28 protein-coding genes, 1 tRNA gene and 1 pseudogene are annotated in these 26,273 nt (G+C 57.7%); 9 read left to right on the top strand and 21 right to left on the bottom strand.

From position 1 onward, the window contains the following. Positions 1-71: 71 nt before the first annotated feature. The 5 genes from CE491_RS05535 (at position 72) to CE491_RS05515 (ending at position 5,248) form a co-directional block, all read left to right on the top strand. Positions 72-1,019 carry an amino acid ABC transporter permease gene (locus tag CE491_RS05535; protein WP_110947353.1) on the top strand — a complete coding sequence of 316 codons (948 nt, stop codon included), beginning with the start codon at positions 72-74 and terminating at the stop codon, positions 1,017-1,019. A gap of 67 nt (positions 1,020-1,086) precedes the next feature. Further along, positions 1,087-2,262: an aromatic ring-hydroxylating oxygenase subunit alpha gene (locus CE491_RS05530; RefSeq protein WP_199885000.1), complete on the top strand. Its 1,176-nt coding sequence runs from the start codon at positions 1,087-1,089 to the stop codon at positions 2,260-2,262. 50 nt (positions 2,263-2,312) lie between these two features. Beyond that, a complete protein-coding gene (locus tag CE491_RS05525; RefSeq protein ID WP_110947352.1) occupies positions 2,313-3,293 on the top strand; it encodes an aldo/keto reductase in 981 nt (326 codons plus the stop codon). A 49-nt stretch (positions 3,294-3,342) separates the two neighbouring features. Continuing rightward, positions 3,343-4,704, top strand: a complete 1,362-nt coding sequence (glnT, locus tag CE491_RS05520; RefSeq protein ID WP_110947351.1) for a type III glutamate--ammonia ligase — start codon at positions 3,343-3,345, stop codon at positions 4,702-4,704. A gap of 58 nt (positions 4,705-4,762) precedes the next feature. Then, positions 4,763-5,248 carry a flavin reductase gene (locus tag CE491_RS05515; protein ID WP_110947350.1) on the top strand — a complete coding sequence of 162 codons (486 nt, stop codon included), beginning with the start codon at positions 4,763-4,765 and terminating at the stop codon, positions 5,246-5,248. 3 nt (positions 5,249-5,251) lie between these two features. Here the strand turns inward: CE491_RS05515 and CE491_RS05510 are convergent, their stop codons facing one another. Both CE491_RS05510 and CE491_RS05505 read right to left on the bottom strand, forming a co-directional pair. Continuing rightward, positions 5,252-5,500: a hypothetical protein gene (locus tag CE491_RS05510; protein WP_110947349.1), complete on the bottom strand. Its 249-nt coding sequence runs from the start codon at positions 5,498-5,500 to the stop codon at positions 5,252-5,254. Positions 5,501-5,770: 270 nt separating this feature from the next. Next, positions 5,771-6,604: a helix-turn-helix domain-containing protein gene (locus CE491_RS05505; RefSeq protein WP_110947348.1), complete on the bottom strand. Its 834-nt coding sequence runs from the start codon at positions 6,602-6,604 to the stop codon at positions 5,771-5,773. Positions 6,605-6,778: 174 nt separating this feature from the next. Between CE491_RS05505 and CE491_RS05500 the strand changes: the two genes are divergently transcribed. Further along, entirely contained in the window at positions 6,779-7,846 is a 1,068-nt protein-coding gene (locus CE491_RS05500; protein ID WP_199884999.1) for a BMP family ABC transporter substrate-binding protein, read from the top strand. After that, complete coding sequence (locus CE491_RS30950) at positions 7,843-8,841, top strand: Rieske 2Fe-2S domain-containing protein (RefSeq protein ID WP_110947346.1); 999 nt, start codon at positions 7,843-7,845, stop codon at positions 8,839-8,841. The genes CE491_RS05500 and CE491_RS30950 overlap by 4 nt, the downstream gene beginning before the upstream one ends. 1,022 nt (positions 8,842-9,863) lie before the next feature. On the opposite strand, the gene CE491_RS05485 is transcribed toward CE491_RS30950, so the two are convergent. From CE491_RS05485 to CE491_RS05405, 17 genes are all read right to left on the bottom strand, one after another. After that, positions 9,864-9,939: transfer RNA gene (locus CE491_RS05485), tRNA-Lys, on the bottom strand. 63 nt (positions 9,940-10,002) lie between these two features. Continuing rightward, positions 10,003-10,677 (bottom strand): 7-cyano-7-deazaguanine synthase QueC, encoded by a 675-nt coding sequence (queC, locus tag CE491_RS05480; RefSeq protein WP_199885002.1) that lies wholly within the window; start codon positions 10,675-10,677, stop codon positions 10,003-10,005. Between the two features lie 16 nt (positions 10,678-10,693). Further along, entirely contained in the window at positions 10,694-11,341 is a 648-nt protein-coding gene (queE, locus tag CE491_RS05475) for a 7-carboxy-7-deazaguanine synthase QueE (protein WP_110947344.1), read from the bottom strand. 179 nt (positions 11,342-11,520) lie between these two features. Then, positions 11,521-12,345, bottom strand: coding sequence for a tol-pal system protein YbgF (ybgF, locus tag CE491_RS05470; protein WP_110947343.1), 825 nt, complete (start codon positions 12,343-12,345; stop codon positions 11,521-11,523). 6 nt (positions 12,346-12,351) lie between these two features. Continuing rightward, positions 12,352-12,852: a peptidoglycan-associated lipoprotein Pal gene (pal, locus tag CE491_RS05465; RefSeq protein WP_108235675.1), complete on the bottom strand. Its 501-nt coding sequence runs from the start codon at positions 12,850-12,852 to the stop codon at positions 12,352-12,354. Positions 12,853-12,904: 52 nt separating this feature from the next. Continuing rightward, the gene (gene tolB / locus CE491_RS05460) at positions 12,905-14,206 is read right to left on the bottom strand and encodes a Tol-Pal system beta propeller repeat protein TolB (protein ID WP_110947342.1); all 1,302 of its coding nucleotides are present in this window, start codon (positions 14,204-14,206) and stop codon (positions 12,905-12,907) included. Beyond that, complete coding sequence (gene tolA, locus CE491_RS05455; protein WP_110947341.1) at positions 14,203-15,273, bottom strand: cell envelope integrity protein TolA; 1,071 nt, start codon at positions 15,271-15,273, stop codon at positions 14,203-14,205. Before tolA ends, tolB begins: the two co-directional genes overlap by 4 nt. Then, a complete protein-coding gene (gene tolR / locus CE491_RS05450) occupies positions 15,273-15,728 on the bottom strand; it encodes a protein TolR (protein WP_177413396.1) in 456 nt (151 codons plus the stop codon). Before tolR ends, tolA begins: the two co-directional genes overlap by 1 nt. Positions 15,729-15,751: 23 nt before the next feature. Then, positions 15,752-16,447 (bottom strand): protein TolQ, encoded by a 696-nt coding sequence (gene tolQ, locus CE491_RS05445; RefSeq protein WP_110947339.1) that lies wholly within the window; start codon positions 16,445-16,447, stop codon positions 15,752-15,754. After that, on the bottom strand, positions 16,437-16,907 hold the full coding sequence (gene ybgC / locus CE491_RS05440) for a tol-pal system-associated acyl-CoA thioesterase (RefSeq protein WP_110947338.1): 471 nt from the start codon (positions 16,905-16,907) through the stop codon (positions 16,437-16,439). The genes tolQ and ybgC overlap by 11 nt, the downstream gene beginning before the upstream one ends. Before the next feature lie 138 nt (positions 16,908-17,045). Further along, positions 17,046-18,101, bottom strand: coding sequence for a Holliday junction branch migration DNA helicase RuvB (gene ruvB, locus CE491_RS05435; RefSeq protein WP_110947337.1), 1,056 nt, complete (start codon positions 18,099-18,101; stop codon positions 17,046-17,048). Then, positions 18,102-18,710, bottom strand: coding sequence for a Holliday junction branch migration protein RuvA (gene ruvA, locus CE491_RS05430; RefSeq protein WP_110947336.1), 609 nt, complete (start codon positions 18,708-18,710; stop codon positions 18,102-18,104). Between the two features lie 115 nt (positions 18,711-18,825). Continuing rightward, entirely contained in the window at positions 18,826-19,350 is a 525-nt protein-coding gene (gene ruvC, locus CE491_RS05425; RefSeq protein WP_110947335.1) for a crossover junction endodeoxyribonuclease RuvC, read from the bottom strand. Positions 19,351-19,476: 126 nt separating this feature from the next. Next, positions 19,477-20,223: a YebC/PmpR family DNA-binding transcriptional regulator gene (locus tag CE491_RS05420; RefSeq protein WP_110947334.1), complete on the bottom strand. Its 747-nt coding sequence runs from the start codon at positions 20,221-20,223 to the stop codon at positions 19,477-19,479. A gap of 142 nt (positions 20,224-20,365) precedes the next feature. Next, positions 20,366-22,141, bottom strand: a complete 1,776-nt coding sequence (gene aspS, locus CE491_RS05415) for an aspartate--tRNA ligase (protein ID WP_110947333.1) — start codon at positions 22,139-22,141, stop codon at positions 20,366-20,368. A gap of 278 nt (positions 22,142-22,419) precedes the next feature. Beyond that, on the bottom strand, positions 22,420-22,761 hold the full coding sequence (locus CE491_RS05410) for a ribbon-helix-helix domain-containing protein (protein WP_110947332.1): 342 nt from the start codon (positions 22,759-22,761) through the stop codon (positions 22,420-22,422). A 420-nt stretch (positions 22,762-23,181) separates the two neighbouring features. Then, positions 23,182-23,655 (bottom strand): Dps family protein, encoded by a 474-nt coding sequence (locus CE491_RS05405; RefSeq protein ID WP_110947331.1) that lies wholly within the window; start codon positions 23,653-23,655, stop codon positions 23,182-23,184. Positions 23,656-24,119: 464 nt separating this feature from the next. Between CE491_RS05405 and CE491_RS31180 the strand changes: the two are divergent. Beyond that, positions 24,120-24,395: pseudogene (locus CE491_RS31180) on the top strand (cold shock domain-containing protein membrane protein); the annotation flags it as partial. Between the two features lie 108 nt (positions 24,396-24,503). Then, positions 24,504-24,725 carry a cold shock domain-containing protein gene (locus CE491_RS31175; protein ID WP_218568412.1) on the top strand — a complete coding sequence of 74 codons (222 nt, stop codon included), beginning with the start codon at positions 24,504-24,506 and terminating at the stop codon, positions 24,723-24,725. Between the two features lie 48 nt (positions 24,726-24,773). Here the strand turns inward: CE491_RS31175 and CE491_RS05395 are convergent, their stop codons facing one another. Next, positions 24,774-24,980, bottom strand: coding sequence for a SlyX family protein (locus CE491_RS05395; protein ID WP_110947329.1), 207 nt, complete (start codon positions 24,978-24,980; stop codon positions 24,774-24,776). Then, a complete protein-coding gene (locus CE491_RS05390) occupies positions 24,977-25,408 on the bottom strand; it encodes an HIT family protein (RefSeq protein WP_110947328.1) in 432 nt (143 codons plus the stop codon). The genes CE491_RS05395 and CE491_RS05390 overlap by 4 nt, the downstream gene beginning before the upstream one ends. Between the last annotated feature and the right edge of the window lie 865 nt (positions 25,409-26,273).

Raw genomic sequence — 26,273 nt, 5'->3', positions numbered from 1 at the left:
TTTGATTAATATTGTTGGCGAAGGCGCTGAGTGCCTTCGCCGGTATTGCAGCTGATTGCCGAGAGACAGCCATGACTGGATTGACCCCAAGTGACACGACGGCCCCGGTGGCCCAGGAACCGGGCGCATCTCTACCACCCCATCGGCCCTTGGCCCGGCACCCGGCATGGGACCAGCAATACCCGGAAGACCAATTGGTCGTTATTCGCCAGCGGCATCCCGGCCGCTGGGTGTTCGCCATACTGCTGGCCCTGCTCGCGCTGGCGTTTCTGCGTTTGGTGGTGATCAACGAGAATTTCGCCTGGCCCACCGTGGGCCACTACTTGTTTGACCCGAGCATCATTAGCGGCATGTGGGTAACGTGCTGGTTGACGGTGGTCACCATGCTGTTGGGCGTGGTGCTGGGTGTAGTGTTGGCGGTGATGCGCTTTTCCCGCAACCCGCTGATCAGCGGTGCCAGCGGTGGTTTCATCTGGTTCTTTCGCGGTACGCCGGTGCTGGTGCAGATCATCTTCTGGTACAACCTGGCGATTCTTTTCCCCGAGGTGAATCTGTCGATACCCTTCGGGCCGACCTTCTTTAATGCCTCGATGAACGACCTGATCACCCCGTTTACCGCCGCGATCCTGGGCCTTGGGCTGAATGAGGCCGCGTACATGGCGGAAATTGTTCGCGCAGGCATTGCTTCGGTGGATGAAGGCCAGCAGGAGGCCGCCAGGGCGTTGGGCATGCGCGACCTCAAGGTAATGAGCCGCATCGTGCTGCCCCAAGCCATGCCGTTCGTGATTCCACCCACCGGCAACGAAACCATCGGCATGCTCAAGATGACCTCCCTGGTCAGCGTGATCTCCCTGTCGGACGTGTTGTATTCCGCCCAGACTATCTATTCGCGCACCTTCGAGACCATCCCGCTGCTGATGGTCGCCTGCGCCTGGTACCTGCTCGCCACCAGCGTGTTGAGCTTGTTGCAACGCCGTATCGAAAAGCATTTCAACAAGGGCCATCGAGAGCCTGGCTGATGATCAAGAAAAGCACCTTGCCCTGCCGTTCCGCGCACCAGATGCCATGTGTTCAGGAGTCACCAGCATGACCGAATTGCTCAGCCTCAAAGACATCACCCTGCCCGCCGATGCCGTTGCGCATTTGCTCGACGAGATGCGCGAAGACCTCGGCAAGGGGGCCGAGCACTCGCGCACCCTGCCGCCGGAGAGTTATCACAGCGCCGCGTTTTTCGCCCTTGAGCAGGCCAAGGTGTTTCGCGCCGACTGGATGTGCATCGGGCATGTCGCGCAGTTGGTTAATGTGGGCGACTACTTTTCCATCGATATCGTCGGTGAAGCGCTGTTGGCGGTGCGTTCGGCCGAAGGCATCCGGGTGATGTCCCGGGTGTGCCTGCACCGCTGGATGCCGATTGTCGAAGGCACCGGCAACGCCCGGGGTTTTGCCTGCCCGTTCCACAGTTGGAGCTACGGCCTGGATGGGCAGATGCTCGGTGCACCGAGCATGGAGCAGGCTAACGGATTCAGCCCCAAGGCGCAGCGCTTGCCGCAGATCCGCACCGAGATCGTCAGCGGGCTGATCTTCATCACTTTCGACGAAACCATCGGCTCGATTGGCGAGCGCCTGCACGATCTGGTGCCGCTGCTGGATAGATACCACCTGGCCGACCTGGCCCAGGCGTTGACCCTGGACTACGACTGCGACTTCAACTGGAAGATCGCCGCTGAAACCTTCATGGAGTGCTATCACCATTCCTCGGTACACCGGCGCACCCTGGAACACAGCTTTCCTGGCCGGCTGAGCTCGATTGGTGAAGGCGGGGAAGGCTGGAGCATCTGCCACCAGCCGCTGCGGGCCAAGGGCGAGCTGAGCGAAATCCTCACCCCGGGGCTGGTGCCGTTCGAGGGCCTGGCCGAAGCCGACATGCGCCAGATCAACCTGCTGCAGATCTTCCCCAACTGTCTGCTGGGCATGGACCCGGACCGGGTCAGCGTGACGACACTGCTACCGATCAGTGCCGAGCTTACCGTGTGGCACCGTGTGGTACTGGTGAACCCCGCAGCCAAGGCGCGGGAGGACTTCCCCGAGACCATGGCGCGCATGCAGGAACGCGGCAAAGGCATCGCCGCCGAGGACCTGGAAGTGAACGGCATCCAGCAGCGCGCCCTGCATTCAGCCTTTGCCAAGGCCGGGCGGCTTAGCCACTTGGAGAGAACGGTCTGGCAACAGGCCAATTACCTGCGCTCACGGCTGATCGATTGAGCCAAGCCGACGGGCCATCCGGGCCCGCCGATTCCTGAGGGAACCCGACGATGAAATACAGCAAACTTGGTCGTTCAGGCCTGGACGTCTCACGCCTGTGCCTTGGCTGCATGACCTATGCGCCGCCTGCCCGCAGCGGTTATTCCTGGTCCCTGGACGAGGAACAAAGCCGGCCGTTCATTCGGCAGGCACTGGAGTTGGGGGTCAACTTTTTCGATACCGCCAACGCTTACGCCAAGGGCGCCAGCGAAGAAATACTCGGCCGTGCGCTGAAGGATTTCGCCCGCCGTGACGAGGTGGTCATCACCAGCAAGGTGTACATGCCGATGCGCCCTGGCGCCAACGGCGGCGGGTTGTCCCGCAAGGCGATCATGCACGAGATCGACCAGAGCCTGACTCGCCTCGGCACGGACTACATCGACCTCTATCAGATTCACCGCTGGGACTATCACACCCCACTGGAAGAAACCCTCGAAGCCCTGCACGACCTGGTCAAGATGGGCAAGGTTCGCTACCTCGGCGCTTCGTCCATGCACGCCTGGCAATTGTGCAAGGCGCTGTACGTGGCCGACCACAACGGCTGGACGCGCTTCATCGCCATGCAGAACCACATGAACCTGCTGTACCGCGAGGAAGAGCGCGAAATGCTCGGCCTGTGCAAAGCCGAAGGGGTTGCGGTAACCCCATGGAGCCCGCTGGCCCGGGGCAAACTCACCCGCCCGTGGGAGGCTTCGAGCGACCGCGCTGGCAATGACCCTTACGCCCGCACCTTGTATGACGCCACTCAGGAAGCCGACCGCCAGGTGGTGGAAGCGGTAAACCGTATTGCCGCTGCCCGTGGCCTGCCGCCCGCGCAAATCGCCCTGGCCTGGCTGCTGCAAAAGGAGCCGGTGGTCGCGCCAATCATGGGCGCCACTCGCGTTGAGCACTTGCAGGACGGTGCTGCTGCCGTTGAGTTGACCCTCGAAGCCGACGAAATTCGCCAGCTCGAAGCTCCGTACATTCCCCATGCAGTGGTCGGTTTTTCCTGACCTCGCTGCCCCCCAATCCAACCCCCTTGAACACGACAAGCGAGCTCACATGAAAACCTCTCAAGAAGTTGCCGAGCTGGAAAAAAGCCTGCGCGCCAAAGGCGTCGAATATTGCATTGGCGCCTATGTGGACATCCACGGCGTGCCCAAGGGCAAGGTCGTGCCGATTGGTCACCTGAAGCAAATGGCGGCCGGTTCCGAGCGCTACACCGGCTACGCGTTGGATGGTCTCGGTCAAGACCCGCACGAAGACGAGATCACCTCCGTGCCAGACCTGGACGGCATCGTGCAACTGCCATGGCAGCCGAAAATCGCATGGATGCCCGCCGACAACGCTTTCAAGGGCAAGCCTTACCCATTGAGCACCCGGGTTGCGTTGAAAAACGTATTGGCCCAGGCAGCGGAGCTGGGCTATGGCATGAACCTGGGGATCGAGTGCGAAATCTACCTGTTGCGCCGGGAAGCGGACGGCACCCTGGGCATTCCCGACGCCGACAACCGCCTGCAAAAGCCTTGCTATGACATCCAGGGTTTCGTGAACCAGTTCGGCTGGCTGGACAAGGTGTCCAGCACCATCAACGAGTTGGGCTGGGACCTGTATTCCCTCGACCACGAAGACGGCAACTCCCAGTACGAGTTCGACTTCAACTACGCAGACGCCCTGACCATGTGCGACCGGTTCGTGTTCTTCCGCTTCATGGCCAAGCACTTCGCCAGCGAAGAGGGCCTGATCGCGACCATGATGCCCAAGCCTTTCGCCGACAGGACCGGCACTGGCGCGCACTTCAATATGTCGCTGTATGACCTTGAAACCGGTAAGAACGCTTTCGAGTGTGACCCCAAGGACGACCCGCGTGGCCTGGGCCTGACCGAAGTCGGCTACCACTTCATCGGCGGCATTCTCAAGCATGGCCGGGCGCTGTGTGCGGCGTTCGCACCGACGGTAAACAGCTACAAGCGGTTGGTCCGCCAGGGCGCGGCGGGTAACTTCTCTTGGGCACCGGTGTTCAACTCCTATGGCTCGAACAACCGTACCAACTCGGTTCGCGTGCCGTCAGGCGGCGGCCGCTGCGAGTCGCGTAATGCTGATGGCGCGGTGAACCCGTACCTGGCTGCTGCATTGGCATTGGCTGCTGGCCTTGAAGGCGTGCGCCTGAAAATCGACCCTCGCGAACCGAACGAAGACAACCTCTACGCCATGAGCGAAGCCGAGCGGGCCGACCGAGGCATCGAGTTTCTGCCGCAAAATCTGCCGGAAGCGATCAAGGCGTTCAGCGATGACCCACTGGTAGAGCAAACCCTTGGCAAAGCGCTGAAGGACGAATTCATTCGCTACAAAACCAAGGAGTGGGAGACCTACCACCGGACCATCAGCCAGTGGGAAATCGAACAGTACAGCTACATTTTCTGACCCCCTTGCCGGCGACCAAACGGGTCGTCGGCAAGGCCTTTTTTCAGGCCCGCTTCCCATGATCGACAGCAGCGCATTCAAGAATGCCATGGCCCTGCTCAGTGGAGCCGTGTCGGTAATCACCAGCGACGGCCCCGCCGGGCGCTGCGGCTTTACCGCTTCGGCGGTATGCAGCGTGACCGACTCACCGCCCACCTTGTTGGTGTGCATGAACCAGGCGTCGCAATCCCATGGCGCCTTTCGGCGTAACGCCGTGCTGGCGGTGAATGTGTTGGCGGGTGCACATCAGGACCTGGCTAGCGTTTTCGCCAGTCGGGATCTGTCGATGGAACAGCGCTTTGCCGCCAGCAACTGGACGAGCCTGCCTAGCGGCGCGCCAGGCATGGACGAAGCCCTGGTGTGTTTCGACTGCCGTATTGCCCACCACCATGAAGTAGGCACGCACACGGTGTTCTATTGCGAAATCGACAGCCTCGCGGTGAGCGACAACCAAGAAGCGCTGGTGTATTTCAACCGGGCGTTTCATCGGCTGGGCGCGGCATAAGCGCTATTCGCTTCGCATATATTTCACACATCTCTTGTAATTCGTTTCTTTAAAGCAAAGTAATTTGTCGGCGGACGGCATTTTAATCAGCCTGACCTCGCTAATCTCTGCGGCCATTGGCGATGGGAGAATCCGCCGCAGCCACCTCCGAGGCCATTCATCAAAAAAATCCGGCTGATCGATGGCACCAAGCAGCGATAAGACTAAACCAGCATATGCCGGGATTCGTGAGCCCCAAACAATCTCATCCATGTCATCTTTTCCTATGGCTGGCCAGGGCTCGGAAAACCCATGGTTTCGGCTTGAGAAATAGCCGCCCTCAGCGTTTGCACCAGGTCGGCGCGCTCTCCTTGCTCCAGCCAACCCAGTTCCTGCATTTCAGCCTCGTTGTCACCTGTCAGAATCGCCCCATTGCGGTAGGGAGCAAACGGCCAGTTGATGTCGACGATGGGCTTTGTTTGTGATTTTTATCACGTAAAACTTGAATCGCCCCGGGTTTCTTTGATCATCCAACTTGCCCTCTCAATAATGAATGTCCCGCGCCTCTCCTCGATAAATGGCTGGCATACGGGCCCAGGCACGGTGCCTCAGTGTTCGAGGGCTATGACCGAAGTGTTCAGTGACCAGGCGGGAAAAATGCGCTGGACTTTTGAAGCCGCACTGGAAGGCGATATCAGAAATGCTACGCGTCGATTGAATCAGTAATTCTTCGGCTTTATGCAGCCGATGCCGCCAAAGAAATTGAATCGGCGACTGCCCCAACTGCTCGTTGAACAAACGTGTCAGGTGCTGTGGGCTCAAACATGCATAAGCCGCAATTCGATCCAGGGTGCAAGGCTCGACATAGTGACGCTCAATGTAACTCTTGGCACGGGATACAGATCGGTGAACCGCGCCAGTTCGTTCGGGCAACAGTCCAAGCACCCGCAAACTTTCATAAAATACGCTCTTGGCCAGCACATCGCGCAAGGAATCGGCCTGACCGGGCTGTTCCGTTTCCAGATCAAGTCCAGACGTCAACAGCATCCTAAGCCGTGGGCTCACCGCGAACTTGTCGGAAGCGCTGGTTAGCAACGCGCGATTCTCTTCAGTGTCGAGGAATTCACCGGTTTCGCACCAGCTTGCATGACTTTGGCAGCCGATAGGAAACTGCTGCATCACGTGATTGCGGCAATACACCAAACAGGCTTCACCCTCCTGTAGCTCAATCGAGCGACCATCGATCTGCAGTTCACTGCTACCCGCATCGACCATTGCTACCCAAAGATAAGGGCCTCGCAACGGCCCGAAACTGCCGCCGCGTTCGTAGTTCGCCGCACCGAATCGAAAAACCTGATCGTCTGTAAACAACTTCATCGGCAATGCTCGGAGCTGGGTACGGCCCAAGTCTCAACAAGATACGTGCCATCCTGAAACTTGACTGTGCTGAACATACACTTGGCTGTCTTCCTCCAAACAGCTGGCGACCCTTGTCCCCTGCGGCTTCCCACTTCTATTGTCCTGCCACATCGATTTATGGGGGCATGCAATATGTTCATGAGAAAATTGCACTGGGTCATTTTGTCCTTTGTGCTAGCCGATCAGGTACCGGCGGATCCAGCGCCTGTTGAAGTAGCATTTCTATACGGTGGGCCGGTTAACGCGGGCGTGGGTTGGGTACACGGCCACGAACTTGCACGACAGGCGCTGGAGCAGCAGGGATCGGGTCAAGTGAAAACCCGGTTTGTGGAGAAAGTCACCACATCCGGCGATGCCCAGCGAGTGCTGCGCCAGTTTGCGCGAGATAAACAGCAGATGATTGTCGGGGCATCTTTCAGCTTCATGAACCCAATCGTCGCCGCTGCCAAAGAAAACCCAAACCTGGCGTACCTGTGCGCCTCTTGCTACAAAAACGCACCCAATATTCAGAATTACTTGGCCGCTACTTACCAGGGCCGTTATGTGGCTGGAATACTGGCGGGCTACATGAGCAAGAGCGGCATAGCCGCCTACATAGGAAGTTTTCCCTTTCCAGAGGTCATCCGAGACGTCAACGCATTCCAGCTAGGTATGCGGTCGGTAAATCCAAAAGCCGTGTTGCGCGTGACGTGGGTCAACACGTGGGACGACCCCCAAAAGGAAATCGAGGCGGCACAATTGATGGTCGCTCAAGGGGCAGACGTGGTGACTGCGCACAATGACAGCGCGTCGGTGATCATCGCAGCCGAACGCGCCGGGGTGTACAGCGTCGCTTATGGCTCCGACATGAGCGCGTTTTCCAGCAAGCAGCTCACAGCCATCGTGCAGAATTGGACGCCTTATTTTACGCAACAGATGAACGCAGTGCGCAGTGGGACCTTCAAGGGAGGTACTTACTGGGGTGATGTGTCCGATGGCGTGGTCACACTAGCTCCGTTCAACCCCGCGATCCCCGCAGAGGCTACAACCAAAGCGAACCAGGCATTAGAGGAACTGCGTCAGCACCGATCCGACGTGTTTGCTGGGCCGATCCGGGATCAGGCTGGCAAAGAAGTGGTTGCCGCCGGGATCACACTTGATCACTCCGCCCTCAGTGGCATGAATTACTTTGTCGAAGGCGTTGAGGGAATATTGCAATGAGCGCGAGTGAGATAGTCCAAGATCCTGCCTTCAACCAATGGTTTGTCTTGGCAATGAGTTCTGATTTGAGACCGCATCAGGCACGTGGGTACGAACTGTTAAACACCCGCGTAGTGTTATGGCGCGGAACAACCGAGGTCAGAGCCTGGCATGACCAGTGCCCCCACCGTGGCGCCGCGCTTTCACTGGGCAAAGTTCACAATGAAGCTCTCAGTTGCCCCTATCACGGCTGGGCATTCGAGGGCAATGGGCGATGCAGCCGTTACCCCGCCCACCCTGATCGCCAACCGCCACCCAGAGCTCACGCACGAACCTTTCAGTGTATTGAGCAGGATGGCTGCCTCTGGGTCAGTCTCGGGAAGCCGAGTCACGCACCACCGCGATTCATGGAGATTGACCAAGCTGAATATCGCAGCACGCTGGTCGGTGAATGGAACATCAAGGCGAACGCCTATCGGGTGATGGAAAATTTTCTGGACATGGCACACTTCAATTTTGTCCACCCCACCACGCTAGGGGCCGGGGCCGACTCCAGCATTGCGGCTTACCAGGTAGAGGCCTACGAACACGGATTTATCGCTCGTGACTGTCGTGTGGTGCAACTACGCGGCAATCTGAGTGCTGATGCGCCCGCCCAAGTGCTGTATGACTATGAGGTACTTGGCCTGACAGTGGCGGCACTGCACAAGAAAACAGACAATTGTTCACAGGCCTCTGACGTCATTCGCCTGCTCGTCGTTCCTGTGGATGCGCACAACAGCGTCATACGCATGCTGGTGAGCTATGACTATGCTGGAATCGATGGTATAGACGATTTGGCTGTGATCGCTTTCAATCGAAGTATTCTCTTGGAGGACGTGCCGATTCTGGAGTCCCAGCGGCCCAAGGAGCTGCCACTGTACACGGCGGTAGAGCTGAGCCAGCCAAGCGACTCAAGCGCCATTGAATATCGCCGCTATTTAAAACGCTTGGGCATCAAGTTCGGGACCTGTTGAGTTCATGACGTGAACGTCGTCACTCCTTAGCCAAACAACTGCGCTTCTTCACCCAATTTCTCTGGGATGCTTGGGCCCGCTTTCGCAGCTTCGGCCTTCGCAGTCACGTACTGTGATCGGTGAGTTCGTTACCGCACCAACGACTTGCTGAACCACTCGAATATAGTGGCAACGCTGAGCTACATCGAGGTCGACTACGACCATATGCATGCGGTGCTGCATAAGCGAAGCCTGGTTCAGGGGCTATAGCGTGTGAGAAGCGCGTCGATGAGCACGTACCGATTGCCGTTCCCCCATCATCCCCAGCGCTTCCTGCGATCGCTGTTATACCTGAGGCGCCAGTCCCTGAAGCGCCCGTCTTACCAGAGCAGTCAGAGAATGAAGCTTCGGTTCATCCTGTCAGTGCGGTAGAAAGCTCTAGTTACAAGCTCCTGACGCATGTTGAACGCCTGGGCTCGGAGCGTTTCAGCCTGGATCAGGCGCTTCTCCCGGCCGGGACAGGGCTGAGCCACGAGCTCACGTGGGATGGGCCGGGAACATGGTGGGAGGAATCAGGCCTGCCAAAGACATCTGCAGAGGGGGAAGTATCGGAACACTCCCTGCTGCTGACGTTGATGGTTAGCAGGATAGGTATCAAACCGTATAGCTGGTAGCCGAAGTCCGCACGATTCTTCCGCGTAACTTGCGTTCGATGCTTACGGTTGCCTGTTGCAAACAGGCCTGATGATCGCGTCGGAATGTCCAGTCCGGGGCAATCGCCAGCGCTAAACCGGGTCTTTCACCACAGCTTTTGCGCCGCAACACCGTAACATTCGTTGACAAAGCGACGCTCGGGCCTCCGAGCTCACGCCGTGATCAATATTGACATCACACCAGCTCGAAACTATGGTTCGCCCTAGACGGCTGCATGTCTGTATCTACGTGAATAGGCCAATACGCGCTTCAGACCCGCGCCCCCACTTTGCTTCAGGCGAAAAAAACCCGAGAATTCACACTGACGTGGACCTCTCGGGTTTTGAAGATGGTGGGTCGTGTGGGATTCGAACCTACGACCAATTGGTTAAAAGCCAACTGCTCTACCAACTGAGCTAACGACCCGCTTCGTGGTGGCGCGTATATTACTGATTTTTCTCAGTAATTCAACACCCAATTGAAAATATTTTAAAAATATCGCGTCGGATCGGTTACACCGGCCGCTGCGAAGCCTTCTGCGCGCAGGCGACAGCTGTCGCATTTACCGCATGCGCGGCCCTGATCGTCGGCCTGATAGCAGGAAACGGTCAGCCCGTAATCGACGCCCAGCCGCGTGCCAGCCTTGACGATGTCGGCCTTGCTCAGCATTTGCAGCGGAGCCTGGATGGTGAAGCCCTGTCCCTCTACGCCTGCCTTGGTCGCCAGGTTTGCCATGCGTTCGAATGACTCTACGAACTCGGGTCGGCAATCCGGGTAGCCGGAGTAATCGACTGCATTCACGCCGATGAAGATGTCACGGGCGCCCAGTACTTCAGCCCAGCCCAACGCCAGCGACAGGAAGACGGTGTTGCGTGCTGGCACGTAGGTCACGGGAATGCCCTCGACAGGGGTTTCCGGCACGGCGATGTTGGTGTCGGTGAGCGCCGATCCGCCGATGCCGTTCAGATTGATCCCGATCACCTTGTGCTCCACCACGCCCAGATCCTTTGCCACGCGCTCGGCCGCCTGCAGCTCGGCACGATGGCGCTGGCCGTAATCGAAGCTCATGGTGTAGCAGCTGAAGCCGTCGGCTTTGGCCATGGCAACCACGGTCGCCGAATCCAGACCGCCAGACAGCAGGATTACCGCACGTTTCTCAGTCATCGTTTGTTCACTCATGTCAGCGTCCCGGCTCATCGTTCCAGAGAATTTTATGCAGCTGCAATTGCAGACGCACCGGCAGGTTGTCTGCGACGATCCAGTCCGCCAGATCGCGGACATTCAGGTCGCGGTGCACAGGGGAAAACAGCACCTCCCCCGCGCGGCGGTCCAGGCCGTACTGGATGATCTTCGACACAGCCCAGTCATAGTCTTCCCGTGAGCAGATCACGAACTTGATCTGATCGTTAGGCGTCAGCAGCGCGATGTTCTCATAACGATTACGCGCGACCTCTTTGGAGCCTGGCGTCTTCAGATCGACGACGCGGCTGACGCGAGGGTCGACTTTGGAGATATCCAGCGCACCGCTGGTCTCCAGTGAGACCTCATAGCCCGCATCACACAGGCGCTGAAGCAGCGGGATCGCGTTAGGTTGGGCCAGAGGCTCCCCGCCAGTCACGCAGACATATCGCGGACGATAGCTGGCCACTTGCTCCATGAGCGAGTCGAGGGTCTTGAGGGTACCGCCACTGAAGGCGTATTCGCTGTCGCAATAGCCGCAGCGCAGGGGGCACCCGGTGAGACGCACAAATACGGTAGGCAAGCCTGCCGTGCGCGTTTCACCCTGCAACGAGTAAAAAACTTCGGTGATTCGTAATGTGTCTTGCATAGGGGCCACGGGCGTAACGGCTAAACAGGCCATCCGCCTCCGTCAGGCACTTCTGTGCATCCTGCGCTCGCAGAATCCACAGAAGCGTAATCAATACCGGAATTTCGGGTGCGAGATTCTAACGAAAAAAGCCGCGCAACGCGCGGCTTTCTTGAATCGAGGGTCAAACTGTCTGGCGATCAGAGACGTTGAAGGTCACGCTGAGCCAGCTGCGCAGCCGAGGTCCCAGGGTATTGAGCGACGACTTGCTGCAGAATGCCTTTAACCTTGTCGGTGTGACCCAGACGGCGTTCGACATCTGCCAGCTTATACAGGGAGTCAGGCACCTTGGCGTGCTTTGGGTAGAGCTGACTCACCTTTGCGAAAGCTTGACCAGCGCCCTGAAGGTCGCCTTTGGCCAGATTCACTTCGCCCAGCCAGTATTGAGCATTGCCCGCGTACTGGCTGTTCGGATATTTGCGCAGAAAGGCGGAGAACGCCTGGCTGGCCTTGTCGAAATCCTTGGCCTTGATCAGGTCGAAAGCAGCATCGTAATAGAGCTTCTCTTTCGCCGGATCGCCCGGTTCAGTGCTGGTCTGCGGCGACTGCGCGGCAGCAGCGCCGGAGGCAGGTGCTCCACCGGTGTTTACACCACCGTCGGAAGCTGAATTGTTGGCAGCTGGTGCAGCAGGTGCGCCGCCAGCTCCAATGCGGGAATCGAGATCCTTGTAACGATCCAGCGCTTCTTGCTTCATTTGCTGGATATCGTTCTGCTGGACTTCGACGATTCCGCGCAAGCGCGAAATTTCATCCTGCATTTGTTGCAATTGCATGAACAGCTGACCTTGCGCCGAAGGTTGGGCAGTTGCCCCCCCTCCGGCGTAGGCGCCCGCCGTACCATAACCCGATGGCGGATAACTGCTGCCAGCAGAGCCAGAGTTGTCATCGACCACAGGAACCGCACCCATCGCTGCAAGAGGAAGAGTGAGAGCCAAAACGGTTAAAGCACGGCGGCACGTTCGCATGTCAAATTACTTACGCAGTTCGACGCGACGGTTTTGAGCCCAGGATTGCTCGTCGTTGCCGGTAGCAACTGGACGCTCTTCACCATAGGAAACGACTTCCAGCTGAGCTGGCGATACGCCTTGCAGAACCAGGTAGCGTTGAACGGCTTTCGCGCGACGCTCGCCCAGTGCCAGGTTGTATTCGCGAGTACCGCGTTCGTCAGTGTTACCTTCCAGAACAACGCGAGCGCCGTTAGCTTTCAGGTCCTTGGCGTGAACGTCCAGAGCGCGCATGGCTTCTGGTTTCAGGTCAGAGCTGTCGTATTCGAAGTAGAAAGTGGTGATTGCGCGCAGAGCAGCTTCTTCGCTCAGGCTGCCGTCAACGGCACCCGTATTGGCGCCGTAACCAGCGTTTGGATCTACAGCAGCGCCTTGACCGGCATTGTCGCCGCCTTTGGACGAGCAACCTACAGCTACAGCCATGGCCAGAGCCAGAGCAGCGAACTTACCAAACTTCAGCATTTCCATCTTGAAACTCCTAATGAACCCCAGTGTGTTAAGTAAAACGTAAAGCGCCGCGTCAGTTCAGGTAAGGGGACCAGGAAGGTTCTCTGACTTCGCCTTGAGCGGTAGGAAGCGGGAGCCTTACGCGTCCGTTAATGGACACGAGCATCAAGACTCCCCGGCCCTGCTGGCGGGTGGCGTAGATTACCATGGTGCCGTTGGGCGCAACAGTAGGCGACTCATCAAGGTTGCTGTCTGTGAGGATTTTTACGCTACCGCGCTGCAAATCCTGAGCCGCTACCTTGAAGTTGGTGAAACCCTCCTGACGATGGATCATTACCAGAGTCTTTTCATCGGCCGACAGTTTAGGGTTTGCGTTGTAGTTGCCGATGAAAGTGACGCGTTCAGCGCCGCCACCATTAATGCTCGTTTTATAGATCTGTGGTTTACCACCACGGTCTGAAGTGAAGTAAATGGTCGAGCCGTCTTTACCGAAGAAAGGTTCGGTATCGATGGACGAATCATTAGTGACGCGCGAAAGTTGACGCGAAGCCAGGTTCATTACATAAATTTCCGGGTTGCCGTCTTTCGACAGGACCATTGCCAGCTTGCTGCCGTCCGGAGACCATGCAGGCGCGCCGTTCAGGCCTTCGAAGTTGGTGATCTGCTCGCGACGCCCGGTGTCGATGTGCTGAACGAAGATGCGCGGACGCTTCTGTTCGAACGACACATAGGCGATGCGCTTGCCGTCCGGGGCAAAGCGTGGCGACAGGATCGGCTCGCGGGATTGCAGCAGTGTCACGGCGCGTGCACCGTCGTAGTCCGAGCGCTGCAGGGTGTAGCGGGTATTGTTGGTGCCGAATCGCTCAGCGGTGACGTAGAGCATGCGTGTCGAGAACGCACCTTTGATACCGGTGAGTTTTTCAAACGACTGGTCGGCGATGTAATGCGCCATGTCACGCAGTTGGTCAGTGGTACCCGACACATTGCCAGTCAGCACCTGCTGCTCGGTGGCCACATTGAACAGTGCGTATTGCACCTGCAGGCGACCGCCCGACGGGCTGATGCTGCCGACCATGACGTATTGGGCACCCAGCGCTTTCCAATCGCGGAAAATCACTTCGCTCGCCTGGCTCGGCTGGCTGATCATGTTTTCCTTTGGGATCGGCGAGTAATAGCCAGAGTTTAGCAAGTCGCTGCTAATGATCTGAGCCATGTCTTCCGGTAATACGCTGCCGCCTTGCAGCCCGAACGGCACCACTGCGATCGGGGTGGCGCGGTCACTGCCGCTTGTGACCAGAATGTTCTTTTCGTCGGCAGCGGCGAAACCCGCTGCGCAACAAAGAACGACAAGCAGTCCTCGAAGAAGGTTAATCACAAGGCTAGATCCTCAGGTGTGAATGTCATCTTGAATGAACGGTAAGGTGCGAAATCCGAAGGTTTCAGCCCCTGCATCTCTGTCAAACGACCAATGTTCTTGACCGCTGCTACTGCCGAACTATCGAACGGGCCATCGCCGCTGGATTTGCTCACAGTCACCGAAGTGATTGTTCCGTCCGGCAACATGGCGATCTGCAATACCACGGTCATGCCTTTGCGCGCTGAAGGTGGGCGCGCCCAGCCTTCTGCAGCTCGCGAGCGAATCAAGTCATCGAAGCTGCCAGCGACCTCATCACCCTTCTCATCGGCCAGCGCCTGTTGGCGTTCTGGTTTGTCGGAAAGCAGATCGGCCAGTGCTTGCGCCTTCTTTTCTTCCGCCGATTTACGGGCAGCATCCTGGGCCTTCTTCTTGGCGTCGTCTGCAGCTTTTTTCTTGGCATCCTCAGCCGCTTTTTTCTTCGCGTCTTCGGCAGCCTTTTTCTTCGCGTCGTCAGCAGCCTGCTTCTTGGCGTCCTCGGCAGCCTGTTTCTTGGCTTCTTCGGCGGCCGCGCGCTTGGCGTCTTCCTCGGCTTTTTTCTTCGCGTCGTCTTCAGCTTTCTTCTTGGCTATATCAGCCAATTGTTTCTCTTCAGCGGCTTTCTTGGCGTCGTCCGCTTTTTTGGCTTCGGCTTTCTTCGCATCATCGGCCTTTTTGGCGTCCTCGGCTTTCTTCGCTTCCTCAGCCTTTTGCTCTTCGGCCTTTTGAGCGGCATCGGCTTTCTTTTGTTCCGCCGCCTTTATCGCCTCTTGCTCAACTTTTTTCTGCTCCATCTGCTCGACTTCTGTCTGTCGCGCAGCGGATTTCTTTGCCTCGCCAGCAAGCTTCTGGTTGGTCTGGGTCGTCGCCTGGCTTTTCGACTTCAGCTGATAAAGCGTGGCCTGAACGATCGGCTTGGCTTCAGGCAGCTCCGGCGTCATCGCGAAGCTGACGAACAACAGACCAAAAATCAGGACGTGCAGTGCCACAGCCCAGACCGAGGGCCAGAAGTAGCTTTCCGAGGCTGACGGCTCTCGAATCGGCTGCATCAGGGCGCCTCGGTAATCAGACCAACGTTCCCGACTCCGGCTTTCTGCAATCCGCCCATCGTGCCCATCACGGCACCGTAGTCCACGGTTTTGTCGCCACGGATGAACACCTGGGTCTGCTTGCCGGCGTCACGACCGGCCGCGATGATCTTGGTCACGGCGCTGGTCAACTGCGGCAAGGTCATGGCCTTGTCCATCTGTTTGTCGGTATCGACTTCGCTGCCAAGGTTCCAGTAGTAGGTCTTGTCAGCCTTGATCGAAATGGTCAGGACCTGATTGTTATTGTCCTGCGGCAAAGCCTCGCTGGAGACCTTGGGCAGATCGACTTTCACGCCCTGGTTAATCATTGGAGCCGTCACCATGAAAATGACCAGCAGCACCAACATCACGTCGATGTAAGGCACCACGTTCATTTCGGCGACCGGCTTGCGTTTGGCGCGTCGACCGCGAGCGATTAAAGCCATTGGGAGATACCTGCTTAGTCTTCGCTGGTGTGCACTTTACGGTGCAGGATGGCCTGGAATTCGTCGGCGAATGTGTAGTAACGGCCAATCAGGTTTTCGCCACGAGCGGCGAAACGGTTGTAGGCGATTACTGCAGGGATTGCTGCGAACAGGCCGATGGCGGTAGCGATCAGTGCTTCGGCGATACCCGGTGCGACGGTGGCCAGGGTGGCTTGCTGTGCAGTAGCCAGACCTCGGAAGGAGTTCATGATCCCCCATACGGTACCGAACAGACCGACGTACGGGCTGGTGGAGCCTACGGTTGCCAGGAATGGCAGGCTCTGCTCGAGCTTTTCTTCCTCACGGGAAATGGCAACGCGCATGGCCCGGGCGACACCCTCCATCACGGCGTCAGGGTCGACGCCCGGCTGCTGGCGCAGGCGCGAGAACTCCTTGAAACCGGCACGGAAGATCTGTTCCACGCCCGAATCCGGGTCAGGGTTGCTGCCAGCCTGACGGTATAGCTTGGACAGGTCGATACCCGACCAGAAGCGCTCCTCGAAGCTGTCCAGCGCACGGCGCCCGGCGCGCAGCATGGAGCTGCGCTGAAAGATCATGATCCAAGAAGTGACCGATGCGGCCACCAGGATCAGCATCACCAACTGAACGACCACGCTGGCATTGCTGACCAAACTCCACATGGAGGTATGGTCGACGACGTTAGCTTCCACGCTGTATCTCCTGCTCTGAATGTGTACCCGCGCCGCCCTGGCCGGCAAAGGCCGTGCGCAGAGTTTCGGGAATGGCCCGGGGTTTCAAACTATCGGCGCGCACACACGCCACCAAAAACTGCCCTTCGCAGAGCAGCACATTATCCGCGGCCCGCCTGACCTGTTGCTGAAAGCGCAGGCTGGCACGGTTCAATTCGATCACTTCGGCGCTGACCAGGAGTTCATCGTCCAGTCGCGCTGGCTTGTGATACCGGGCCTCGCTCGAATGCACGACAAACAACAGGTTCTCGTCACCGGCCATTGCGGATTGAGCAAAGCCCAATGCCCGCAGCCGCTCGGTCCGAGCCCGCTCCATGAATTTCAGGTAATTGACGTAGTAAACGATGCCGCCAGCATCGGTGTCCTCGTAATAAACGCGACAGCGATGTACGAACGACTGCCCCCCGTTTTGCGCGCGCATACTCTAGTGCTTACTCCTCAGGTTGCCAATCCGGCCAGGCAACTGTTTTTCATCGTTTTTCACCGCCAGGCACAAGCCTCATTGCCGCCACTGCCCGTCAGACCACCAAACGCCAGAATAAATCGGTCGATGTCGTCTTTATTCATCAGCATCGTCGAGCAGTTCATCCGGAATCGACTGCTCGCCCATGCGTGACGGGATGTTCAAGCCGAAGTGCAGATAGGCATGCCGCGTAACCATGCGACCGCGAGGCGTGCGCATCATATAGCCTTGCTGAATCAAATAAGGCTCCAGCACATCCTCGATGGTGTGTCGTTCCTCGCTTATCGCCGCCGCAAGGTTGTCCACGCCCACAGGGCCGCCATCAAACTTCTCGATCATCGTCAGCAGCAGTCGCCGGTCCTGATGATCGAACCCGCGTTCATCGACATCGAGCAGGTTCAGCGCCAGGTCGGCGATAGGCTTGGTAATCTCGCCCTTGGCACGAACCTCGGCAAAATCTCGCACCCGACGCAGCAGACGGTTGGCGATACGCGGGGTACCGCGGGCACGACGGGCAATCTCGAAAGCCCCCTCATCCTCGATGTGCAACCCGAGGATACCCGCCGAACGCGAGACGATCGTCGCCAGGTCCGCGGTGCTGTAGAACTCAAGACGCTGCACGATACCGAAACGGTCACGCAGCGGATTGGTCAGCATCCCCGCCCGGGTCGTGGCGCCGACGAGGGTGAACGGCGGCAGGTCCAGCTTGATCGAGCGCGCGGCAGGGCCTTCGCCGATCATGATGTCCAGTTGAAAGTCTTCCATTGCCGGGTACAGCACCTCTTCGACGATGGGCGACAGACGGTGGATCTCGTCGATGAACAGCACGTCGTGGGGTTCGAGATTGGTCAGGATCGCCGCCAGATCACCGGGGCGCTCGAGCACCGGGCCCGAGGTGCTCTTGATCGAGACGGACATTTCCTGGGCGATGATATTGGCCAGCGTCGTCTTACCCAAACCCGGTGGGCCGAAGATGAGTGTGTGGTCCAGGGCTTCGTTGCGCCCACGTGCAGCTTGAATGAACAACTCCATCTGCTCGCGCACGGTCGGCTGACCGATGTAGTCGGCCAGGCTCAACGGCCGGATGGCACGATCCAGTTGCTCGTCACGATCGCGGCCAGTGGCGGCGATCAGGCGGTCGGCTTCGATCACTTACATCATCCCCTTGAGTGCGCGGCGAATCAGGTCTTCACTGCTCAAATTCTTGTCTTTGATGGCGGTTACGGCCTTGCTGGCTTCCTGAGGTTTATAACCGAGGGAGATCAGCGCACTGACCGCATCGGATTCGGCGGTCGCCACCGGTGGTGGCGCGCCCGGGCCTTCCGACACCAGCGCGAATGTGCCGGGCAACGCGTCCCAGGCCTTGAATCGGTCCTTGAGTTCGACCAACAGGCGCTCGGCGGTCTTCTTGCCAACACCCGGTACGCGGGTCAATGCCGAGGTGTCCTGGGCCTGGACACAGCGCACCAGTTCATCGACTTCCAGCGTTGACATCAGCGCCAGTGCCAGTTTGGGGCCGACGCCGTTGAGGCGGATCAGCTCGCGAAACATCTCGCGGTCACGCTTTTCGTAAAAACCGAACAGCAGATGCGCGTCTTCGCGAACCACCAGATGAATGTGCAGGGTCACCGTATCGCCCAGATGTGGCAGGCGGTAAAGGGTGGTCATGGGGACTTCGATCTCGTAGCCCACACCATTGACATCGAGCACCAGGTGCGGGGGCTGCTTCTCGACCAGCGCACCGCGCAAACGTCCAATCACGTATCAGATCCTTTCCAGTAGCCTGTCACTGCGAGGAACAGGGCCAAAACCCTGGTCGCCATGTTTGCAGGACTCACGTGAGCCGCAAGTAAAAATTTATAAGCGAATGATGCTATCAGAGACGCAGGCGACCGCCACGGCTGCGTGCGGTATTCAGACCGTGGGGGATCAGACTTGAACGGGTATGAGCATGGCACAAGGCGATTGCCAGAGCGTCAGAGGCGTCGACCTGAGGCTTCTTGGTCAGTTTGAGCAGGTGCATGACCATCATCATCACCTGATCCTTGTTCGCGCCACCCGTCCCGGCCACGGCTTGCTTGACCTGGGTCGCGGTGTATTCGGCGATTTCGAGGCTTTCCTCCGCGCCCGCGACGATCGCCGCGCCTCGCGCCTGACCCAATTTCAGTGCCGAGTCGGGATTGCGCGCCATGAAGACCTTCTCGATTCCCATGGTGACCGGACCGTAGGTCTGAATCACCTCACGCACGCCGCGGTAAACGATCTGCAGCCGCTCATGCAACAAACCGCTGCCGGTACGAATGCAGCCCGAGGCCACGTACTCGCACCCGCGCCCCGTGTCTCGCACCACGCCGAAGCCGGTAATTCGTGAACCGGGGTCGATACCTAGAATAAGAGTCATAACGCCTGCAGCTTGAGATGTGATGCGCACAGTTGAACGCAGCATAAAGGCAGAAGCCGGAGGCCGATAGCGCTGATCGAATCAGCGCTTCGTGCCTCCGGCCTCAGGTCCTGGCGAGGGTGACGATCAGCCAAGCTGCTCCATCACCTCATCCGGGATTTCCGCGTTGGAATAAACGTTTTGTACGTCATCCAGATCCTCGAGCATATCGATCAGCTTGAGCACCTTTTCCGCCATTTCCAGATCCAGCACCGCGCTGGTGGTCGGCTGCATGACGATTTCCGCGTCCAAAGCCGTAAAGCCCGCCGCTTCCAGCGCGTTACGCACGGCATAGAAACCAGCGAACGAAGTGAACACGTCGATGGAGCCGTCTTCATGGGGCTCGACGTCATCGGCATCTGCCTCCATTGCCGCTTCCATCAGCGCATCTTCATCGACACCCGGCGCGAAAGATATTTGCCCCTTGCGTTCGAACAGATACGCTACCGAGCCATCGGTGCCCAGGTTGCCGCCGCACTTGCTGAATGCGTGACGAACGGCAGCTGCGGTGCGATTACGGTTGTCTGTCATGGTTTCGACCATGACCGCCACGCCCCCGGGACCGTAACCTTCGTAACCAAGCTCGACCATATCGTCGGCATCGGCGGCGCCCGCACCGCGAGCGATGGCGCGATCGATGATGTCGCGACTCATGTTGGCGCCAAGCGCCTTGTCCTGAGCCAGACGCAAGCGCGGGTTCGACGCCGGATCACCGCCACCCTGACGGGCAGCGACCGTCAGCTCACGAATCCACTTGGTGAAGATCTTGCCTTTCTTGGCATCCTGACGCTCTTTGCGGTGCTTGATGTTCGCCCACTTGGAATGACCAGCCATAACACGCTCCAAACTTTGAAACAGGCACGCCCGCTCGATCACTCGAACGGGACGCCTCACTCGAATCCTTGCCCGATCAGGGCGCGGGAATCAGGACGAATCGGCCAGCCGACCCGTCCTGCCCTTTATTGCGTAGCCGGTGTTACTCGGCCTTTGGCGTCTCGCGCAGGCGGATGTGCAGCTCGCGCAACTGCTTGGCGTCGACCACACCCGGTGCCTGGGTCATGACGTCGGCGGCACTCTGGGTTTTCGGGAAGGCAATGACTTCACGAATCGACTGAGCGCCGGTCATCAGCATGACCAAACGGTCCAGACCGAACGCCAGACCACCGTGCGGCGGTGCGCCATACTTCAGGGCGTCGAGCAGGAAGCCGAACTTCTCTTGCTGCTCGTCTTCGGAAATACCCAACAGACGGAACACCGCCTGCTGCATCTCCTTGCGATGGATACGGATCGAACCGCCACCCAGCTCGGTGCCGTTCAGCACCATGTCGTAAGCGCGGGACAAAGCGGTTGCGGGGTTGGCTTCCAGTTCTTCAGGCGAGCACTTCGGTGCGGTGAACGGGTGATGCAGCGCGGTGAAGCTACCGTCATCGTTCTCTTCGAACATCGGGAAGTCGACGACCCACATCGGTGCCCACTCGCAGGTGAGCAGGTTGAAGTCGTGGCCCAGTTTGATACGCAGAGCACCCAGTGCTTCGCTGACGACCTTGAACTTGTCGGCACCGAAGAACACGATGTCGCCGTCGACCGCGCCGACGCGATCCAGGATGACGTTCAGGTTGGCTTCCGGAATGTTCTTGACGATAGGCGACTGAAGGCCCTCGACACCTTTGGCGCGTTCGTTGACCTTGATGTAGGCCAGGCCCTTGGCACCATAAATGCCGACGAACTTGGTGTAGTCGTCGATCTTGCTGCGCGGCATGCTCGCCCCGCCTGGAACGCGCAGTGCGGTCACACGGCATTTCGGATCGTTGGCCGGGCCACTGAAGACCTTGAATTCGACGTCCTTGAGCTGATCGGCAACGTCCACCAGTTCCAGCGGGTTACGTAGGTCTGGCTTGTCGGAACCGTAGCGGCGCATGGCTTCTTCGAAGGTCATGTGCGGGAAGTCACCAAACTCCAGGTCCATGACTTCCTTGAACAGCTTGCGGATCATGCTCTCGGTGAGACCCATGATGTCGGCTTCGTTGAGGAAGCTGGTCTCGATGTCGATCTGAGTGAATTCAGGCTGACGGTCGGCACGCAGGTCTTCGTCACGGAAGCATTTGGCGATCTGGTAGTAACGGTCGAAACCGGCAACCATAAGCAGTTGCTTGAACAGCTGAGGCGACTGCGGCAAGGCGAAGAAACTGCCTGCGTGGGTACGGCTCGGTACCAGATAATCGCGAGCACCTTCCGGAGTGGCACGTGTCAGGATCGGAGTCTCGACATCCAGGAAACCATTGCCGTCCAGGAAACCACGGATGCTGGAAGTGATGCGCGAGCGCAGGCGCAGCTTCTCGGCCATTTCAGGACGACGCAGATCGATGAAGCGATAACGCAGACGGGTTTCTTCACCGACGTCGGAGTATTCGTTCAGTGGGAACGGCGGGGTTTCCGACTCGTTCAGGACCTCCAGCTCATAACCCAAGACTTCGATGGCACCGGAAGCCATGTTCGGGTTGACGGCGCCAGCCGGACGGGCACGCACCTTGCCGGTCAGCTTGACCACGTATTCGCTGCGAACACGATCGGCAATGGCGAAAGTGTCTGCGCGATCCGGATCGAAGACCACTTGAGCCAAACCTTCACGATCGCGTATGTCGAGGAAAATCACACCCCCGTGGTCGCGACGGCGGTGGACCCATCCGCAAAGGGTAATTTCCTGACCTTCCAGGCTTTCGTTCAGTTGGCCGCAATAATGGCTGCGCATCATGATCGTGTATTCACTTCTCGTAATTCGGAATTCGGTGGAGCTCTCGCCCGTCGCCAGTGCGCAATGGTGCAGGAGCCTTGGCATGCAGTTCAACCCGACGGTCAGTCCCTGCCTTCCATAGTAAGGCGGGGGATTATATAGGGTTAATCAAGGCTGTGCAGCCGCGCGGGGCGATACAGATGAAGAAGTCGCCCGAAGCCGATTTTTTGGCTTGCGGGCGACTATCGCTTGACGGCGGGCCCGCCCTTGACGCACCCGCAGGGAATGAGCGCCTGGACTCAGGCCGACGACAGCCGGAAGCCCTCGGCCTTCAACAGATGTGTCACACATACCACGCGAATCAAACCGCTGAAATTCTTTACCCCGCCGTAACGCAGATGGACCTCTCGATCAACGTAGGACAAAACCGCATTGATCGAACAACTATTGCAACTGGCGATTTCCGACAGGATATTCCAGTACACCCCCTCCAGCCGCAGGCACGTTGCCAAGCCGTTGAGCCTCACTGAGCGCGACTGTGGCTGGGCCAGGTCCATATTGAAGTCCTCGACGAACGGATCGTTGAGAACTTTGATACATCGCTGCACATCCTTGACCTCCCTTGCGGCATTTTGACTCATAAAAACCCCCTTGATGCAATTTCGAACGCGGCGATAGAAACATTTGAAATCAAATAAACGATGCGCCTATCAAGCCCTATTCATAGAGTGTTGACCAGTGGAAGCAGCACTTACGAAACGTAGGACATCACCACAGTTACAGAGGGAAAGTTGAGCTTCCGAAACTTGGAGTCAATATATAAATCGATGGGTATTACATATATATACGCACGAAAAAACATGCACCTTCAAGCGCAACAGCCCATAACGCAAATAATATGACAATATTAATAACTAAATCGATTCAGCCAGAAGCTTCAGGCGCAAAAACTCACAAAAGTATGCGCACGGCATCGCGGCACAGCCGAGTGGCGAAGGTTGAAAACGCGGCGAGGAGAAAAAAGGGATGTGAGCGGCAAGAACCGCCGCTCACAGGAGCAATTACTTGCCTTCGAGCATCGCACGCAGCATCCACGCGGTCTTTTCGTGAACCTGCATACGCTGAGTCAGTAAATCAGCTGTCGGCTCGTCGCTGACCTTGTCCAGCAATGGGAAGATCCCGCGAGCGGTACGGGTGACTGCCTCTTGACCACTCACCAGCGAGCGAATCATATCTTCGGCTGAAGGTACGCCTTCTTCTTCCTTGATCGAGGACAGGCGCGCATAGGTCGAATAGGTGCCCGGAGCCGGGAAGCCCAGTGCACGTATGCGCTCGGCGATCAGGTCGACCGCCAGGGCCAGCTCGTTGTATTGCTCCTCGAACATCAGGTGCAGGGTTCGAAACATCGGGCCGGTGACGTTCCAGTGAAAATTGTGGGTTTTCAGATACAACACATAGGTATCTGCCAGCAGGCGTGAAAGACCGTCCACGATTGACTTGCGATCTTCTTCGCTGATGCCGATATCGATTGCCATGCTAAGTCCTCTTTAAATGATGACGTTTCCGAAAGCTGCCTGCACTCTACCAAGACGCGCGAGACGGCGCAGCCATCTCTGCGCAAGTCTGGCCTGGCAAACGGTTCACACAACGGTTTCACATGGGCAGCTGGCAAGCACCAAATGACCCCGGAAGCGGTCGCAAATCTGCCTGACACGCAAAAAATCCTGATTGCGGCGCGGATGGCTCTGGACCAAGCCTTGGGCCCGAGGTCTCGAACACAAGCCAAATCGCCATCATCTCCCGCGATAAGTGGCGCTAAGCGCTTGATTTGAGTAGCTCTGCGCTTTGCTGTTAAATACGGCTGTGCCGCTACGACAAGCCAACAGGCTGTAGCGCACAGGCTGAGTCGGCGCCCGTGCATCACGCCTTCCCTTTTTTCAGAAGCGTACCGGGAGTCGCCAGCTTCTTCTTGTGATCCTTCTTAATGTGAGTCATCGAAATGTTGAAAATAGTCCACCTGCTAACGGGCGTAGCTGCCCTGCTGCTGTCATTCATACCCAGCCTGCGTAGTGAAGCGCTGTCTTCTTACCTGTCTCAACCGGATGCGCTGTATCTGGCCTTCTTCGGCCTGATCAATCTGGTCATCGCACCTGTGATTCCTTACTGGAACAGAGGCCCGCGTCATCAACTGCAAAACCTGGTCAGCGCGCTGCTGGTACTGGCCGTCGTTCTTCAAGTCCTTACCCTGCTCGTCCCGCTCGAAACCATCGCCGACCAACCTGCGGTTCTGGCCAGCCTGCTGGCACTGGTGGTCGCCGTGGCCATCCATCTGGGTGTCAGCTTCTATAAGTCGTCACCTTCGTCGGCGCCTCAGCCACATGAACTGGGCCAGCGCGATACCGGCACAGTGAAGTGGTTCAACACCTCCAAGGGCTTCGGTTTCATTTCTCGCGACTCTGGCGACGATATTTTCGTGCATTTTCGTGCCATTCGCGGCGAAGGTCATCGCGTACTGGTCGAAGGCCAGCGCGTTGAGTTTTCGGTTATGAACCGCGACAAGGGCCTGCAGGCCGAAGACGTCATCGCAGCGCTTCCGCGACGCTGAACGTCAACTCAAAAAAACCGCGCTTCAGGGCGCGGTTTTTTTTTGCTCTTAATAATGAGGGGGCGGCGCGTCCTCTTCGAAGGCCTCGAACTGTCCGCCCATCTCTTCCTGGCGCTTGATCAGGGCCGCCATCTGCAACTGCATCCGCTCAAGGCTGCGCTGCTGCGCAACAAGCACATCGTTGAGCGCCTGGATCGTGTCGTCCTGGAATGCCAGGCGACTCTCCAGGTCCATCACTCGCTCCTCGAGGTTCATGACTGTACCTCCACCAACGAAAGATTGTCGGCAAGCGCCGCCTTCAACCGATCAATGACGTCCAGCGCCTGATCGGCAGAGTAAGGCAACGCAGGATGCTTGCCCCAGACTGGAGCCGGCCAGGCGATATCGCTCCTGTGACGAACGATGACATGCATGTGCAATTGACTGACCACATTTCCCAGCGCGGCGACGTTCATCTTGTCAGCCTTGAACAGTTGCTGCAGCGTACTGGACAGCACCGTGGTTTCTTTCCACAACTGCAATTGCTCAGCCTCGCACAACTGGAATAATTCACTTATATCCGCCTTGCGCGGCACCAGGATAAACCAGGGGTATCGGGCATCGTTAGACAATAGCAGTCGGCACAGTGGGAAATCGCCCACAGGCAAGGTGTCTTGCACTAAACGCTGATCCAGAACAAACACGCATCAACTCCTGATCGCTGGTAAGGTTTCGATGTTTTCGCAACTGCGAAAAGCACTTTCAGTACTTGGCAGGATACTCGGGAACACCGGAGGAATCACGTAGACACGCCATACAAGGCCATTTTGCGGGATCGCTGTTGATTCTGGATCACTTGCCAGCCGCAAGAGGCCCGCACCAGGAATGGTCACTTTTCATTGATACGCACCTTGATGAGGCATGCGTTCAGACGGTAATAATCGGTTGCCTAGAGCGGAAACAAACGTTGGGGCCCTGTTTATTCAAGCGCTTGACTTGAGAAAACGGCCGGCTACGTTGACTCAGCGGTCAGGTCCGCAGAGAGCGACGGCACGGGCGTACCAAATGCAGGCAAGTCTATGGCGCGACGCACCAAAACGACCCACCTTGGAGACACACCACCGCGCACCTATCCGCGTTTTACTCACTTCATGACGGTAACAGGTAACGTCAGTGACGTTTTCGCGCGCCAACCTCCTTCAATCATGCATCACAAAGGTTTTTGGTGATTATTTTTTTCCTTTTAAAAACATAGTGTTATGTTTTCCAACGAAAGTATTTACACGGCATCGAACATTTTTTTCACACAAGGCGGAACTTTGAGCACGGTTGTTGCTTTGTCACACACAGGACCAACGCAGGGGTTCATCAGCTGATGCGTTTGGTCGAAAAAAAAATAAGGGGCAGACGCCTTGAGGCTTTCGATAAGGCGGGATGCAGATCACTGCGGATATGGATCCAACGGTCGGAAAGTACTGCGGTAGTTGTGCGTTTTTAGAGATAGATCTGTTCAGTAGCGACATGGATAGAGCTGTTTTGCGACATGGCCGTAAAGAAATTGAAAGGATA

The organism is Pseudomonas bohemica (assembly GCF_002934685.1).
Lineage (GTDB): Bacteria > Pseudomonadota > Gammaproteobacteria > Pseudomonadales > Pseudomonadaceae > Aquipseudomonas > Aquipseudomonas bohemica.
The sequence above is the reverse complement of the archived record's forward strand: the minus strand, read 5'-3'. Positions and strand labels throughout refer to the sequence as shown.